This is a genomic window from Pseudokineococcus sp. 1T1Z-3 (genome assembly GCF_037482365.1).
In the GTDB taxonomy this organism is placed as follows: domain Bacteria; phylum Actinomycetota; class Actinomycetes; order Actinomycetales; family Quadrisphaeraceae; genus Pseudokineococcus.
Genome location: NZ_JBBHZF010000018.1, coordinates 197,340 through 209,905 on the forward strand (window position 1 = coordinate 197,340; position 12,566 = coordinate 209,905).

At 76.5% G+C, this 12,566-nt stretch carries 14 protein-coding genes; 4 read left to right on the forward strand and 10 right to left on the reverse strand.

Annotated elements, in window-relative coordinates; genetic code table 11:
• The first annotated feature begins 34 nt into the window (after nt 1-34).
• Nucleotides 35-1,537, forward strand: coding sequence for a GntP family transporter (locus WDV86_RS06055; protein WP_339566700.1), 1,503 nt, complete (start codon nt 35-37; stop codon nt 1,535-1,537).
• 103 nt (nt 1,538-1,640) lie between these two features.
• On the opposite strand, the gene WDV86_RS06060 is transcribed toward WDV86_RS06055, so the two are convergent.
• From WDV86_RS06060 to WDV86_RS06070, 3 genes are all read right to left on the reverse strand, one after another.
• Complete coding sequence (locus tag WDV86_RS06060; RefSeq protein ID WP_339566701.1) at nt 1,641-2,051, reverse strand: VOC family protein; 411 nt, start codon at nt 2,049-2,051, stop codon at nt 1,641-1,643.
• Nucleotides 2,052-2,199: 148 nt separating this feature from the next.
• Nucleotides 2,200-2,886, reverse strand: coding sequence for a response regulator transcription factor (locus WDV86_RS06065; RefSeq protein ID WP_339566702.1), 687 nt, complete (start codon nt 2,884-2,886; stop codon nt 2,200-2,202).
• A gap of 91 nt (nt 2,887-2,977) precedes the next feature.
• Nucleotides 2,978-4,195: a sensor histidine kinase gene (locus WDV86_RS06070; protein ID WP_339566703.1), complete on the reverse strand. Its 1,218-nt coding sequence runs from the start codon at nt 4,193-4,195 to the stop codon at nt 2,978-2,980.
• A gap of 122 nt (nt 4,196-4,317) precedes the next feature.
• Between WDV86_RS06070 and phoU the strand changes: the two genes are divergently transcribed.
• Nucleotides 4,318-4,983, forward strand: a complete 666-nt coding sequence (phoU, locus tag WDV86_RS06075) for a phosphate signaling complex protein PhoU (protein ID WP_339566704.1) — start codon at nt 4,318-4,320, stop codon at nt 4,981-4,983.
• Between the two features lie 21 nt (nt 4,984-5,004).
• Here phoU and WDV86_RS06080 read toward each other — a convergent pair whose 3' ends face one another.
• The gene (locus WDV86_RS06080) at nt 5,005-5,433 is read right to left on the reverse strand and encodes a TetR family transcriptional regulator C-terminal domain-containing protein (RefSeq protein ID WP_339566705.1); all 429 of its coding nucleotides are present in this window, start codon (nt 5,431-5,433) and stop codon (nt 5,005-5,007) included.
• On the opposite strand from WDV86_RS06080, the gene WDV86_RS06085 reads away from it, so the two are divergent.
• A complete protein-coding gene (locus tag WDV86_RS06085; protein ID WP_339566706.1) occupies nt 5,426-6,121 on the forward strand; it encodes a CPBP family intramembrane glutamic endopeptidase in 696 nt (231 codons plus the stop codon). The genes WDV86_RS06080 and WDV86_RS06085 overlap by 8 nt on opposite strands.
• A gap of 27 nt (nt 6,122-6,148) precedes the next feature.
• On the opposite strand, the gene WDV86_RS06090 is transcribed toward WDV86_RS06085, so the two are convergent.
• Nucleotides 6,149-6,904, reverse strand: a complete 756-nt coding sequence (locus WDV86_RS06090; protein ID WP_339566707.1) for a phosphoglyceromutase — start codon at nt 6,902-6,904, stop codon at nt 6,149-6,151.
• Between the two features lie 113 nt (nt 6,905-7,017).
• Nucleotides 7,018-8,427 (reverse strand): D-inositol-3-phosphate glycosyltransferase, encoded by a 1,410-nt coding sequence (mshA, locus tag WDV86_RS06095; protein ID WP_339566708.1) that lies wholly within the window; start codon nt 8,425-8,427, stop codon nt 7,018-7,020.
• 111 nt (nt 8,428-8,538) lie between these two features.
• Here mshA and WDV86_RS06100 point away from each other — a divergent pair, with 111 nt between their 5' ends.
• Nucleotides 8,539-9,429 (forward strand): class I SAM-dependent methyltransferase, encoded by an 891-nt coding sequence (locus WDV86_RS06100; protein WP_339566709.1) that lies wholly within the window; start codon nt 8,539-8,541, stop codon nt 9,427-9,429.
• A 73-nt stretch (nt 9,430-9,502) separates the two neighbouring features.
• Here the strand turns inward: WDV86_RS06100 and WDV86_RS06105 are convergent, their stop codons facing one another.
• The 4 genes from WDV86_RS06105 to WDV86_RS06120 all read right to left on the reverse strand — a co-directional run bounded on the left by WDV86_RS06105 (nt 9,503) and on the right by WDV86_RS06120 (nt 12,512).
• Nucleotides 9,503-9,823: a DUF2516 family protein gene (locus WDV86_RS06105; RefSeq protein ID WP_339566710.1), complete on the reverse strand. Its 321-nt coding sequence runs from the start codon at nt 9,821-9,823 to the stop codon at nt 9,503-9,505.
• 237 nt (nt 9,824-10,060) lie between these two features.
• Nucleotides 10,061-10,975 carry an endo alpha-1,4 polygalactosaminidase gene (locus WDV86_RS06110; RefSeq protein ID WP_339566711.1) on the reverse strand — a complete coding sequence of 305 codons (915 nt, stop codon included), beginning with the start codon at nt 10,973-10,975 and terminating at the stop codon, nt 10,061-10,063.
• 36 nt (nt 10,976-11,011) lie between these two features.
• Nucleotides 11,012-11,449, reverse strand: coding sequence for a D-aminoacyl-tRNA deacylase (gene dtd / locus WDV86_RS06115; RefSeq protein WP_339566712.1), 438 nt, complete (start codon nt 11,447-11,449; stop codon nt 11,012-11,014).
• Between the two features lie 22 nt (nt 11,450-11,471).
• Nucleotides 11,472-12,512, reverse strand: a complete 1,041-nt coding sequence (locus WDV86_RS06120) for an asparaginase (protein ID WP_339566713.1) — start codon at nt 12,510-12,512, stop codon at nt 11,472-11,474.
• Nucleotides 12,513-12,566: the final 54 nt, after the last annotated feature.

Below are 12,566 nucleotides of genomic sequence, written 5' to 3' on the forward strand. Positions count from 1 at the left end.
CACACCCGCCCGCATCACCGTCGATGGAGCCCTCATGCCCGAGTGGTCACTACCCCTGGTCGGCGCAGCCGGCATCGCCCTGCTGCTCGTCCTCGTCATCCGCTTCAAGGTGCAGGCCTTCGCGGCCCTGCTCGTCACCGCGCTGCTCGTCGGCCTCGTCGCCGGCCTGCCGCTCGCGACCGTCCCGGCCGCGGGCGACCAGCCCGAGCAGCTGGGCGTCGTCCCCGCGATCGTCGCCGGGATGGGCGGGACCCTCGGGTCGGTCGCCATCCTCGTGGCGCTGGGGGCGATGATCGGCAAGATCATCGAGGTCTCCGGCGGCGCCGAGTCCCTCGCCGGCCGCTTCGCGCACCTGCTCGGCCCGCGCCGGGTCGCCGGCGCCCTCACCGCCGCGGCGGGCGTGCTGGCCATCCCTGTCTTCTTCGACGTCGGCTTCATCATCCTCGTGCCGATCATCTACGGCTTCTGCAAGGCCACCGGGGTCTCCCCCGTGCGCTACGGGCTGCCCGTGGCCGGCCTCATGCTCGCCGTGCACGTCGCCGTCCCCCCGCACCCCGGCGTCGTCGGCGGCGCCGCGGTGCTCGGTGCGGACGTCGGCTGGCTCACCGTGCTGGGCCTCACCGTCTGCGTGCCCGTCGGCCTCACCGCGCACCTGCTCGCCAAGCGCCTCAACCGCGCCGACATGGAGATGCTCCCGGCGACCCGAGAGCAGTTCGAGTCCTTCGGCGCCGGCACCGCGGGCACCGCGACGGCGGCCGCTGGCGGGACGAGCGGCGGCGCCACCGCCGTCGCCGAGCGGACCGGCGGGGACGGCACGTCCGAGGGCCGCGCGTCGGGCGGCCTCGCCCCCGGCGAGCGGGCGCCGGGCGCCGCCACCGTGCTGACCATCGTCCTCGTGCCGCTCTTCCTCATCATGCTCGGCACCGTCGGCGCCACCGTCCTGCCCGAGGGCGACCAGCTGCGGGCCGTGGCCGGCCTCGTCGGCGCACCCGTCGTGGCGCTGCTCGTGGCCCTGGCCCTCGCCGGCTACCTGCTCGGGGTCCGGCGCGGCTGGAGCGCGCAGCGGCTCGGCGAGGTCATGGAGGGCTCGCTCCCGCCTGCGGCCGTCGTCATCCTCGTCACCGGGGCGGGCGGCGCCTTCGCCCGGGTCCTCACCGAGAGCGGCGTCGGCGCGGCCCTGTCGGGCTTCCTGACCTCCCTCGGCCTGCCGCTGCTCCTCGCGGCGTACCTCATCTCCCTGACGCTGCGGGCCGCCCAGGGCTCGGCGACGGTCGCCATCATCACCGCCGCCGGCCTCACCGCCGGGGCCGTGGCCGACGCCGGCCTCGGCGTCGCGCACACCGCGCTGCTCACCCTGGCCATCTGCTTCGGCGCCCTCGGCGTCAGCCACGTCAACGACTCGGGCTTCTGGGTCGTGACGCGCTACCTGGGCATGTCGGTGGCCGACGGCCTGCGCCGGTGGACGGTCCTGACCACCGCGCTCAGCCTCGTGGGCTTCGGCGTCGTCGCCCTGCTGTGGGCGGTACTGCCCGGCTGACGCCGCTCCGCCGTCGCGGCGCCGTCCTCGCCTCGGCGAGGGCGGCGCCGCGCTGCGTCACCCGACCCGTGGAGGTCCAGGTCGCCGAGGCGGGAGGCGCTCGTCAGCTGCCCGCACCGCCCTCGACGTCGACCATCCAGCTCACGCCCCACCGGTCGCGGCAGGAGCCGAACAGGCTTCCCCACGGCGAGGGCTCCAGCGGCTGCAGCACCTCACCGCCCTCGACGAGCACCTCCCACGCCGCCTGCAGCGCCTCCCGGTCGTCGCCGAACAGGCACGCCGACCCCGCCGGAGGGTCCTCGCCCGGCGGCACGTCCGAGACCATGAGCGGACCGACCAGCGGCGAGCGGACCACCGCGTTGGCCACGAGGTCACGCACCTCCGGCGCGTCCATGCCGACGTCGGCGTAGGTCGCCAGCTGCGGCTCCTCGCCCCCCAGAGCCCTGCGGTAGGCCGCGAGCGCCTCCCGGGCGCTGCCACGGGGGTGCAGGTACGGGCACATCTCGACGCTCATGCTGGCTCCTCCTCGGTCGGCGGGCCGGGCTGGCCCCCGTGGGTAGGACCGGCCTGGCGGCGGGAGCTCATCGGTGGGCGCGTCGCACATGGGCGAGGCGACGTCACGAGGACGGGCGGGACGATGCCCGTCGGCGGGCCGGAGGCCCTCAGGCCTCCAGCTTGTACCCCAGCCCGCGTACCGTGACGAGGCGCTCGGGCGAGGCCGGGTCGTCCTCGATCTTGGCGCGCAGCCGCTTGACGTGGACGTCGAGGGTCTTGGTGTCGCCCACGTAGTCCGCGCCCCAGACCCGGTCGATGAGCTGGCCGCGCGTGAGGACCCGCCCGGCGTTGCGCATGAGCACCTCGAGGAGCTCGAACTCCTTCAGCGGCAGCGAGATCGGCGAGCCGTCGCGGGTGACGACGTGCCGCTCGACGTCCATGCGGACCGGGCCGGCGACGAGGCCGTCGTCCTCGCCGCTGTCCTCGGGCTCGCCGCCGCGGCGGCGCAGGACGGCCCGGATGCGGGCGAGGAGCTCGCGCGAGGAGTAGGGCTTGGTGACGTAGTCGTCCGCGCCGAGCTCGAGCCCGACCACGACGTCGACCTCGCTGTCCTTGGCGCTCACCATGATGACCGGGACGGTGCTGCGGGTCCGGAGCTGGCGGCAGACCTCCGTGCCCGGGAGCCCGGGCAGCATGAGGTCGAGCAGCACGAGATCGGCTCCGCCGCTGTCGAACTCGGCCAGGGCGCTGGGGCCGTCGGCGGCCACGGCCACCTCGTAGCCCTCGCGGCCGAGCGCGTAGGCGAGCGGGTCGCTGAGGGACTCCTCGTCCTCGACGATCAGGATGCGGGTCACGCGGGTCGTCCTCCTGGTGATGGGCCCGGGCGTCGCCGCGGGCGCGGTGGTCGGTGGGCCTGCGGGCGCGGGCCGCGGGGCCGGCGGTGCCTCAGGGCGCCGCCCCGGCCGTCTCCTGGGGCGCGGGCTCGCCGGCGTCGACGCGCCGCAGCGGCATCCGCAGCGTGAAGGTGGACCCCTCGCCCGGCCTGCTCCACAGCGTGACGTCGCCGCCGTGGTTGGCCGCGACGTGCTTGACGATCGACAGGCCCAGCCCGGTGCCCCCGGTCGCGCGGGAGCGGGCTGGGTCCAGGCGGTAGAAGCGCTCGAAGACGCGCCCGGCCTCGGACTCGGGGATGCCGATGCCCTGGTCGCGGACGACGACCTCGACCCGCTCGTCGACGACGGAGACGACGACGGCGACGCGGGTGCCGGCGTCGGAGTAGCTGACGCCGTTGTCGACGAGGTTGCGCACCGCGGTGATGACGAGCTCGCGGTCGCCCCACACCTGCGCGGGCGGCCCCGGCTCCTGCTCGGCGCCCACCCCCTCGGCCGAGAGCTGGGTCACGATGCGGACACCGCGCCCCTCGGCGACGAGACGCGTGCGGTCCACCGCCTCCAGCACCGCCTCGTCGACGTCGACCGCGACGGGCTCGTGGAAGGCGTCGGTGTCCTGCAGCCGCGAGAGCTGGACGATCTCCTGGACGAGGGCCGACAGGCGCTGCGACTCACGGGTCATGCGCTGGGCGAAGCGCCGGACGGCAGCCGGGTCCTCGGCCGCGTCGTCCATCGTCTCGGCGAGCAGGGCGATGGCGCTCACCGGCGTCTTGAGCTCGTGGCTGACGTTGGCGACGAAGTCGCGACGCACCTCCTCGAGCCGCTTGGCCGCCGTCCGGTCCTCCACCAGGACGAGCACGTGCAGCGAGCCGAGCGGCGCGACCCGCACGCCGACGACGAAGAGCCCCGCCCGCTCGACCCCCGGTGAGGCGAAGGGGTTGCGCGGCAGCGACATCTCCGCGTCGCGGATCTCCCCGTCCCGGCGCACCGCGGCCACCATCGCCGCGAGCTCCTCGTGCGCGAGCTCGTGGTCGCGGACCAGCCCGACGGCGTGCGCGGCGGCGCTGGCGCGCACGACGACGTCGGCCACGTCGATCACGACGGCCGCGGAGGAGAGCACCGAGAGGACGTCGGCGGCCCCGGCGGGCAGCTCGTCGTCGACCACCGCGGCGGGCTCGGGGCGCCGCTCGCTCACCCGGGAGGCGAGCACCGCCCCCGCCCCCACGAGGAGGCAGAGGAGGCCGGCCACGGCCGCCACCCAGGTGCTGTCCACGACTGTCAGCGTAGGGCGGCGTCCACCTCCCGGACGCCCGCCGACGCCCCGCCCTAGGGCTGGACGCCCGCCGTTCACCGGAGGGGTCGACGTCGTTCATGCGTCGGTGCGAGGCTCTTCCCATGCGAGAGGTCTTCCACGACGAGCTGCGGGCCCTGGCCGAGCAGCTGACCCAGATGAGCGGGCTCGTCAGCGCCGCCATGGCCAACGCCACCCAGTCGCTGCTGGAGGGCGACCTCTCGCTCGCCGAGAGCGTCATCAGCGCCGACGCCCAGATCGACGCGCAGCAGCGCCACCTCGACGACCGCGCGGTCGCGCTGCTGGCGCGCGAGTCCCCGGTGGCCACGGACCTGCGGGTCGTCGTCTCTGCGCTGCGGATGTCGACGTCGCTGGAGCGCATGGGCGACCTCGCCCGGCACGTGGCGAGCCAGGCGCGGCTGCGCCACCCCCAGCTGGTGGTCCCCGAGTCCCTCGTGCCCACGATGGCCCAGATGGGCGGGGCGGCGGCGCGCATCGCCACCTCCGCGGGCATGGTCATCGCCACCCGGGACCTCGGGCTGGCGGCCCAGGTGGAGAAGGACGACGACCGCCTCGACGAGCTGCACCGCTCGGTCTTCACGGCCATGCAGAGCCCCGACTGGCACGAGAGCGCCGAGCGCACCATCGACGTGACGCTCTGCAGCCGCTACTTCGAGCGCTTCGGCGACCACGCCGTCTCGGTCGTCCGCCGCGTCGGCTTCCTCGTCACGGGCGACGTCATGAAGCCGGTGCAGCCGGTCGCCAGCTGAGGGCGCCTGCGGCGCCGCGGGTCACCCCGGTCCGTCCGCCGACGCGGCGATCGCCTCGAGCTCCTCCCGCAGCACCAGCACGGCCCAGTCGGTGCCGCCCTCCGGCCCGGCGTGCAGCAGCTGCAGGGACAGCCCGTCGACGAGCGCGTGCAGCCGGCGCGCCCGGCGCCCGTCCGGGTCGGCGTCCTCGCCCGCGAGCGTGGACACGACGGCCCGGCACAGCGCCGCGATGCCCGCGTGCGCGTCGTCGCGGACCGGGAGGAGCGCCGGCTCGGCCGCCCCCTCGGCGACGAGGGCGATGTTGACCTCCAGCTCCGCGCGCCGCAGCGCGTCGAGCGGCATCAGCTCGGCGAGGACGTCGAGGGCGCTGCCCACGCCCGTCACCGGCGGCAGCGCCCGGACGCGGGCCGTGACGACGTCGACCATCCGCTCGGCCGACGCGATGAGCATGTCCGTCCGGATCGCCCTGGCGCTGCTCGTCCCTCCCCAGACGCGCTCCCTGCCGGTCCGGGCGCTCCGTCGAGGTCGGCTGCTCGCGAGCACCGCGGCGCTGGCGGCTCTGGCGCTCGCCTTCCCCGTCGTCGTCGCCGCCGCCGGCCTGCGCGGGGAGGACTACGTGCTGGCCAAGACGGTCGGCGTCATCCTGCTGCCGCTGCTCGTCGTGGTCACGCTCCGCGGCGCCGTGGCCACGGCGACGCCGCGTGCCGCCTGGCGCTGGTGGGCTCCGGTGCTCGTCGTCGCCGTCTGGGCCTCGGCGCGCTCGTGGGTGAGCGAGATGCCCGACTACAGCTCCGTGGCCGCCGCCGACCTGCTCGTCGCGGCGACCGCGACGGCCGTCACCGCCGGCCTCGGCGAGGAGCTCTTCTACCGCCGGCTGCTGCAGACGCGCCTGGAGGCCCTCCTCGGCGGCGGGCCGGGCGTCGTGCTCACCTCGCTCGCCTTCGCGCTCATGCACCTGGGCTCGCACGGGACGGGGGACCTCGTGGCCGACGTCGCCCGCGTCGTCGTCGCCCAGGGGACCTTCGGGCTCTTCGTCGGCGTGCTCTGGTGGCGCTACCGCAACTTCACCCTGGTGGTCGTCGCGCACGTCCTCGCGAACGGCTACCCCGAGGTGGTCGCCGAGGTGCTCAGCCGCTGACGGTGCCTCGGGCTGCGAGGGTCCCGCCTACTTCTTGCTCCCCTGCGCCGCGACGGCGGCCGCGGCCTCGGCGGCCGCCTCGGGGTCGAGGTAGCGCCCGCCAGGGGTCGTCGGGGAGAGTTGCTCGTCGAGCTCGTAGAGCAGCGGGATGCCGGTGGGGATGTTGAGGCCGGCGATGTCGTCGTCGCTGATGCCGTCGAGGTGCTTGACCAGGGCGCGCAGCGAGTTGCCGTGCGCGGCCACGAGCACCGTCTTGCCCCCGCGCAGGTCGGGCACGATGGCGCTCTCCCAGTACGGCAGCATCCGGGCGACGACGTCCTTGAGGCACTCCGTGGCCGGCATGTCGGCGCCGAGGTCGGCGTAGCGGGGGTCGCCGGCCTGGCTGAACTCGTCGCCGCTCTCGATCTCCGGCGGCGGGGTGCTGTAGCTGCGGCGCCAGAGCATGAACTGCTCCTGGCCGTAGGTGTCGAGCGTCTGCGCCTTGTCCTTGCCCTGCAGGGCGCCGTAGTGCCGCTCGTTGAGCCGCCACGAGCGCGTGACGGGCACCCAGTGCCGGTCGGCGGCGTTGAGCGCGAGGTTCGCCGTCGTGATGGCCCGGCGCAGCAGCGAGGTGTGCACGAGGTCGGGCAGAAGCCCCTCGGCGGCGAGCAGCTCACCGCCCCGGGCGGCCTCGGCCTCGCCCTTCTCCGACAGGGGCACGTCGACCCACCCCGTGAAGAGGTTCTTGGCGTTCCAGGTGCTCTCGCCGTGACGGAGCAGGACCAGGGTCATCGCGCTCGACATGGCCGCCACCCTAGGGGCCCGGGACGGGTCGGCACCTGCCCGCGACCACCAGGGTCACGTGGTGGCCGGCGTCGGCGGCGCACGGACGCCCCGTCGCCGGTCGTGCCGACGGCTCAGCAGAACCCGGCGCGGACGGTGCTGGCGACGACGCGCGGCACCCGCGGCCGGGAGCGCTCGCGGCGGACGCGGGCGGCGCGCGCGTAGGCCTCCAGCGTGCGGGCCGCCGTCGCGTCCCAGCTGAAGCGGGCGGCGTGCGCGGCGGCCGCGGCACCGACGCGAGCCCGGCCCTCGTCGTCGGCCAGCAGCCCGGCGAGGGCGTCGGCCCAGTCGGCGGGGTCGGCGCCGCGGACGAGGACGCCGGTGCGCCCGTCGTCGACCGCAGTGCGCAGGCCACCGGTCGCCGTGGCGACGACGGGCGTGCCGCACGCCTGCGCCTCCAGGGCCACGAGCCCGAAGGACTCGGTGCGCGAGGGGACGGCCACGACGTCGGCGGCGCGGTACCAGCGGGCGAGCGCGGCGGGCGCCTGCGGCTCGACGAAGCGGACGACGTCGCGCTCCGGCGCGTCCGCGCCGCGGCGTCCGTCGCGCAGCAGGCCGAGAGAGGAGGCCAGCTCTCGCAGCGCCTCCTTGGCGCTGCCTCCGCTGCCGGAGGGCCCTCCGATGACCACGACGACGAGCCGACCGGCCGGCGCCACCTCCGGGCGTCGCCGCAGGATGCTCGCGGCCGCGCGGAGCAGGACGTCGGGGCCCTTCAGCGCCTGGAGGCGCCCGGCGAAGAGGACGACGCGGTCGTCCGGGGCCAGCCCGAGCGCGGCACGCTCGGCCTGCGCGGAGCCGCCCTGCGGCTGCGGGCCGAAGGCGGACAGGTCCACCCCGGGCGGGACGACGTCGACGCGGGAGGGGTCGGCGCCGTAGAGCTCGACGAGCTCGCTGCCCTCCTGGTGGGTGCTCGCGACGAGACCGTCCGCCTCGGCGACGACCTCCTCCTCCCCCCGGACCCGGTCGGCTGGCTCGAGCGTCTGGCCGGGGCCGCGGTGGAGGTCCTTGACGCGCGCCATCGTGTGCATGCTGTGCACGAGCGGGACCCGCCACGCGCGGGCCAGCTGCGCCCCGACGAGGCCCGAGAGCCAGTAGTGCGCGTGGACGGCGCCGTAGGGACGCGCGGTGGCCGGCTCGCCACCGGGGACGAGCTGACCGCCAGCCAGGTGCTCGGCGAGCACGGTGTCGGCGAAGGGGCCGACGAGCGGCGGCAGCTCTTCCTTGTCCACCGGCCGGGCGGGCCCGGCGGCGACGTGCAGCACGCGGACCCGCTCGTCGAGGGTGACGACGGGCTCCTGCTCCTGCGACGTCCGGCGGGTGAGGAGGTCGACGGCGACGCCGCGCCGGGCTAGCGCCGCAGCCAGCCCCCGCACGTAGGTGTTGAGCCCGCCGGCGTCACCCGTGCCGGGCTGCGCGAGGGGAGAGGTGTGCAAGGACACCAGGGCGACACGGCGAGGCCGGAGCCGGTCGAGCGCGAGGGCCACGGCGCGAACCTACGCCCCCGCAACGCCAGGTGGCGCATCGCCCGGGGCGCGGTCCTCGAACAGGGCCCGCCCTGCCGCCGGCCGCGCGCCGTCACGCGCGACCATCGGGGGGTGCCCGCACCGTCCTCCGCCGCCGTCCCGGCGGGCGCGCTCGGGCGCGGACGACGCGGCGGCCCGGTGGGGACGGCGACGCGCGGCACCACCGGCGTCGACCGGTTGCGTCGCCTGGACCGGTGGATGGCCGGGCCGGGCGCCCGGGTGCTGCTGGCGGCGCAGGACCCGCTCGTCGTCGACCTGGGCTACGGCGCCTCGCCCGTGACGACGCTGCAGACGGCGCGGGCGCTGCGCCGGGTGCGGCCGGACGTCGAGGTGGTCGGGCTCGAGGTCGACCAGGCCCGGGTGGAGACGGCCCGCGAGGTGCTGGCGCGGCTGCCGGCGGAGGCGGTGCGCGGCGTCGCCGTCGGGGTGGGCGGCTTCGAGCTCGGCGGGCCGGTCGCCGACCGGCGTCCGGTGCTCGTGCGCGCGGCCAACGTGCTGCGCCAGTACGACGTCCGCGACGTCCCGGCGGCCTGGGCGATGGTCGGCGACCGGCTCGCCCCGGGCGGGCTGCTGCTCGACGCGACGTGCGACGAGCAGGGGCGTCGGGCGGCGTGGGCGGTCGTCGGCGCGGAGGGGCCGCAGCAGCTGGTGCTGTCGGTGCGGCTGGCCGACCTCGACCGGCCGTCGGAGGTGGCCGAGCGGCTGCCGAAGGCGCTCATCCACGACAACGTCCCTGGCACCGGTGTGCACGCGCTGCTCGCCGCGCTCGACGGGGCCTGGGAACGGTGCGCGCCGCTGTCGCCCTTCGGGCCGCGTCAGCGCTGGCTCGCGACGTGCCAGGGCCTCGCCGACGACGGCTGGCCCGTGCGGGGGCGCGCCGCTGGAGGCGGTCCCCGGCGCTGGCGGCTCGGAGAGCTCGCCGTCGCGTGGTCGGCCGTCGCGCCGGAGCAGGGGCCGAGGTGACGCCGTCGCCGCCGTGCCGAGGGACGGCGTGGCGGCCGGGCGACGTGCGTGGGAGCGCGAGGAGCGGGTCAGGTCACCAGCCGGAGGGGCCGGCGCTGCGTCCACGGCCCCCGCCGACGGAGCGCAGGGCGGGGCGGACGTCGGCCAGGTAGACACCCGCCGCCACGAGGGACAGCAGGAAGAGGAAGCCGAGGCCGCCGAGCGTCGCGAAGCTCACCAGCGTCGCGATCGCGAGGATGGCGACCCACTTCGTCTTCGTCAGCTTGCCCGCGGCGACGTACGCCTCCTGGGGCTGGCGGACGGCGTCGACGAGGGCGTAGGCGCACAGCGCCAGCACGCCGAGGCCGAGGACCAGCAGCACGAGTCCCTGGGCCTGGCCGAGGACGCTGTTCATGGCGCCAGCCTAGGTGCCTGGGGCGGCGTCCTCCCGGACGGCCGGTCGCCCGCCACCCGCACGCGCGTCGAGACGGGTGCGACGACGCCCGAGGTGGTGGCGCGCCAAGCACCGCCCACGGCCCGGAGCCGACGAGGGTGGCGAGCGGTACGACGTGGCCACGCCGGCGAGGGCGAGCAGCCCGCTGCGGCAGGCCGTCGCGGAGACGAGCGCGGTGCCCACCCGCCCCGCTCGACGTCAGCGGCGGCAGCGAGGCCCGGCAGAGCCCGGGCAGTGACGGACGACGAAGCCCGGCTCCCCCGGCGTCAGCAGGTCGTGGTCGCGCAGGACCATGGACGACGGCCGGTCCGGGTCGGCGCAGGCCGCCGGGAAGGCGTCCGCGCCGAGCTCGTCGACGTACTCGACGTCGAGGACGACGTCGTAGTGGGCGAGGTAGGTACCGCACTCCTCGAACTCGACGCAGGACTCCGTGACGGCGAAGTCGTACCCGGCGGCCCGGACCCGCGCCGTCTCCTCCGCGGTGTTCTTCTGGCCGATCGCGAGCCCCGCGTCGTGGGCCAGCGCTGCGTAGTCGGCGGCCAGCGCGAGGTTGTCGTCGGCGCTCAGCCGCCCCGAGGAGCGGGTGAAGGAGTCGAGGTTGTCGATCTCGACGGCATCGTAGCCGTCGTCGGCGCAGCCGTGCACCCACGGCCGGACGAGCTCGACGAGCGCCGCCCGACGGGCCGGGGTGGAGGTGTCGAAGAGGTACTCGTCCGGCCAGCCGGGGTCGACGAGGGGCTTGCCGCCGACGTGCAGCACGAGGTCGGGGTGCTCGCGCAGGAGGGCCGCGGACTCCCCGGGCTGGGTCTGGAAGCCGTTGACGTAGCAGACGTCGTAGCCCACCCCGGCCGGCGGCTCGGTGCGGTCGCGGACGACGACGCGGACCCCGGGCGCGGGCGGGTAGGGCCCCCCGAGCTGGTAGTCGAACCCGGCACCGACCGGGGGCAGCCGCACGCCGGGCCCGCCGCCGGCGCTGGTGGTCGACGTGGGCGAGGGGGTGGGGAACCCGGAGGCGGCGCCGGTCGGCGCGCTGGCGAGCACGAGGACGAGCCCTGCCGCCACCGCGCACGCCGAGCTCGTGCGACGCAGGCGGCGGTCGTCGACAGGGTCCACGCGTGTGGTCATCCGCACCCTTCCAGCATCGGCACGTCAGGTGTCGAGGATGAGCGTCAGCGGGCCGTCGCCGACCATCTCGACGGCCATGTCGGCGCCGAAGCGGCCTGTGGCGACGGGCAGCCCACGGGCGCGCAGACCCTCGGCGACGGCGCGGACGAGCGGCTCGGCGACCTCACCCGGCGCGGCGGCCGACCAGCTGGGCCGCCGGCCCTTGCGGACGTCGCCCTGCAGGGTGAACTGGCTGACGACGAGGACGGGCGCACCGGCGTCCAGCGCCGACCGGTCGCCGGCCAGGACACGCAGCTCGGCGGCCTTCCGGACCAGCGTGGCCACCTGCTCGGGACCGTCGTCGCGGGCGACGCCGACGAGCAGCACGAGGCCCTGCGCGCCGCCGTCGAGGTCGAGAGCGCCGACGACCTCGCCGTCGACGCGGACGGCGGCCGCCGAGACCCGTTGCAGCACGGTCCTCACAGGAGGACCTCGGCGGGGGCGCTCACCGCAGCGGCACGGGGACGCCGACGACCTCGCCGACCGGCTCGCCGTGGCCGAGCACGGGGGCGCTGGCCTCCTCCCGGACGACGGGCGCGTCGACGCCGAGCGCCTGCAGCGCGGCGGCCATGACGACGCGGCGCGCCCGGTCGCCGCCGTCGAGGATCTTCAGCGCGACCGCGCGCCCGTCGGGCAGCGCTGCGGCATAGACCGACTCGGCACCGTCCTTGGCCACGAGCCCCGGGACGCCGCGCAGCAGCGCCGTGACGTCGCGCCGGGTGCCCCCGAGCCACACCGGGAAGTCGCGGACGGCGCCCGCCAGCGTGCCCGCCGGTGAGGACGCCTCCGCCGCGGCCCACCGCGAGAAGGCCCGCGCGAGGCCGGAGAGCGGCAGCAGGGGCAGCGGGGTCCCGCAGCCGTCGGTCGTCAGGTGCGCCGAGAGGTCCTCCGGCGCCGCGCCCGTCTCCCGCGCCGTCGTCGCGAGGACGGCGCGCTGCAGGGGGTGGCTCGGGGCGAGGTAGCCCTCGGTGGGCCAGCCGGCGGCCACGCACGTCGCGAGCATCGCCGCGTGCTTGCCCGAGCAGTTGGCCACCAGGCGTGCCGGCTCGCGGCCCTCCGCCCGCCAGAGCGCCCGCAGGTCGCCGTCGTAGGGCAGGTCGGGGGTGTTGCGCAGGGCGCTCTCGTCGAGGCCGACCGACGCGAGGACCCGGCGGGCGCCGTCGACGTGGAAGTCCTCCCCGCTGTGGCTGGCCGCCGCCAGGGCCAGCAGGTCACCGCCGAGGCGCAGACCCGCCTCGAGCATCGCGAGCGCCTGCACGGGCTTCAACGAGGAGCGCGGCAGCACGAGGGCGTGCGGGTCGCCCAGGGCGCCCAGCACCTGCCCCTCCGGCCCCAGCAGCACGACGTGCCCGTGGTGGGCCGACTCGACGACGCTCCCCCGCCGCACCAGCGCCACCGGCACCGCACCCGTGAGGGGGCCCGGGAGCCCCACCTGTGCGGACGCCGGGTCGACCGGGGCGGAGGCTGGGGCGGGCGGCGTCGGCACGGCGGCAGCGTAGGGCGACGACGCGGCGCCTCCGCGCCGCGACAGCCCGGCCGG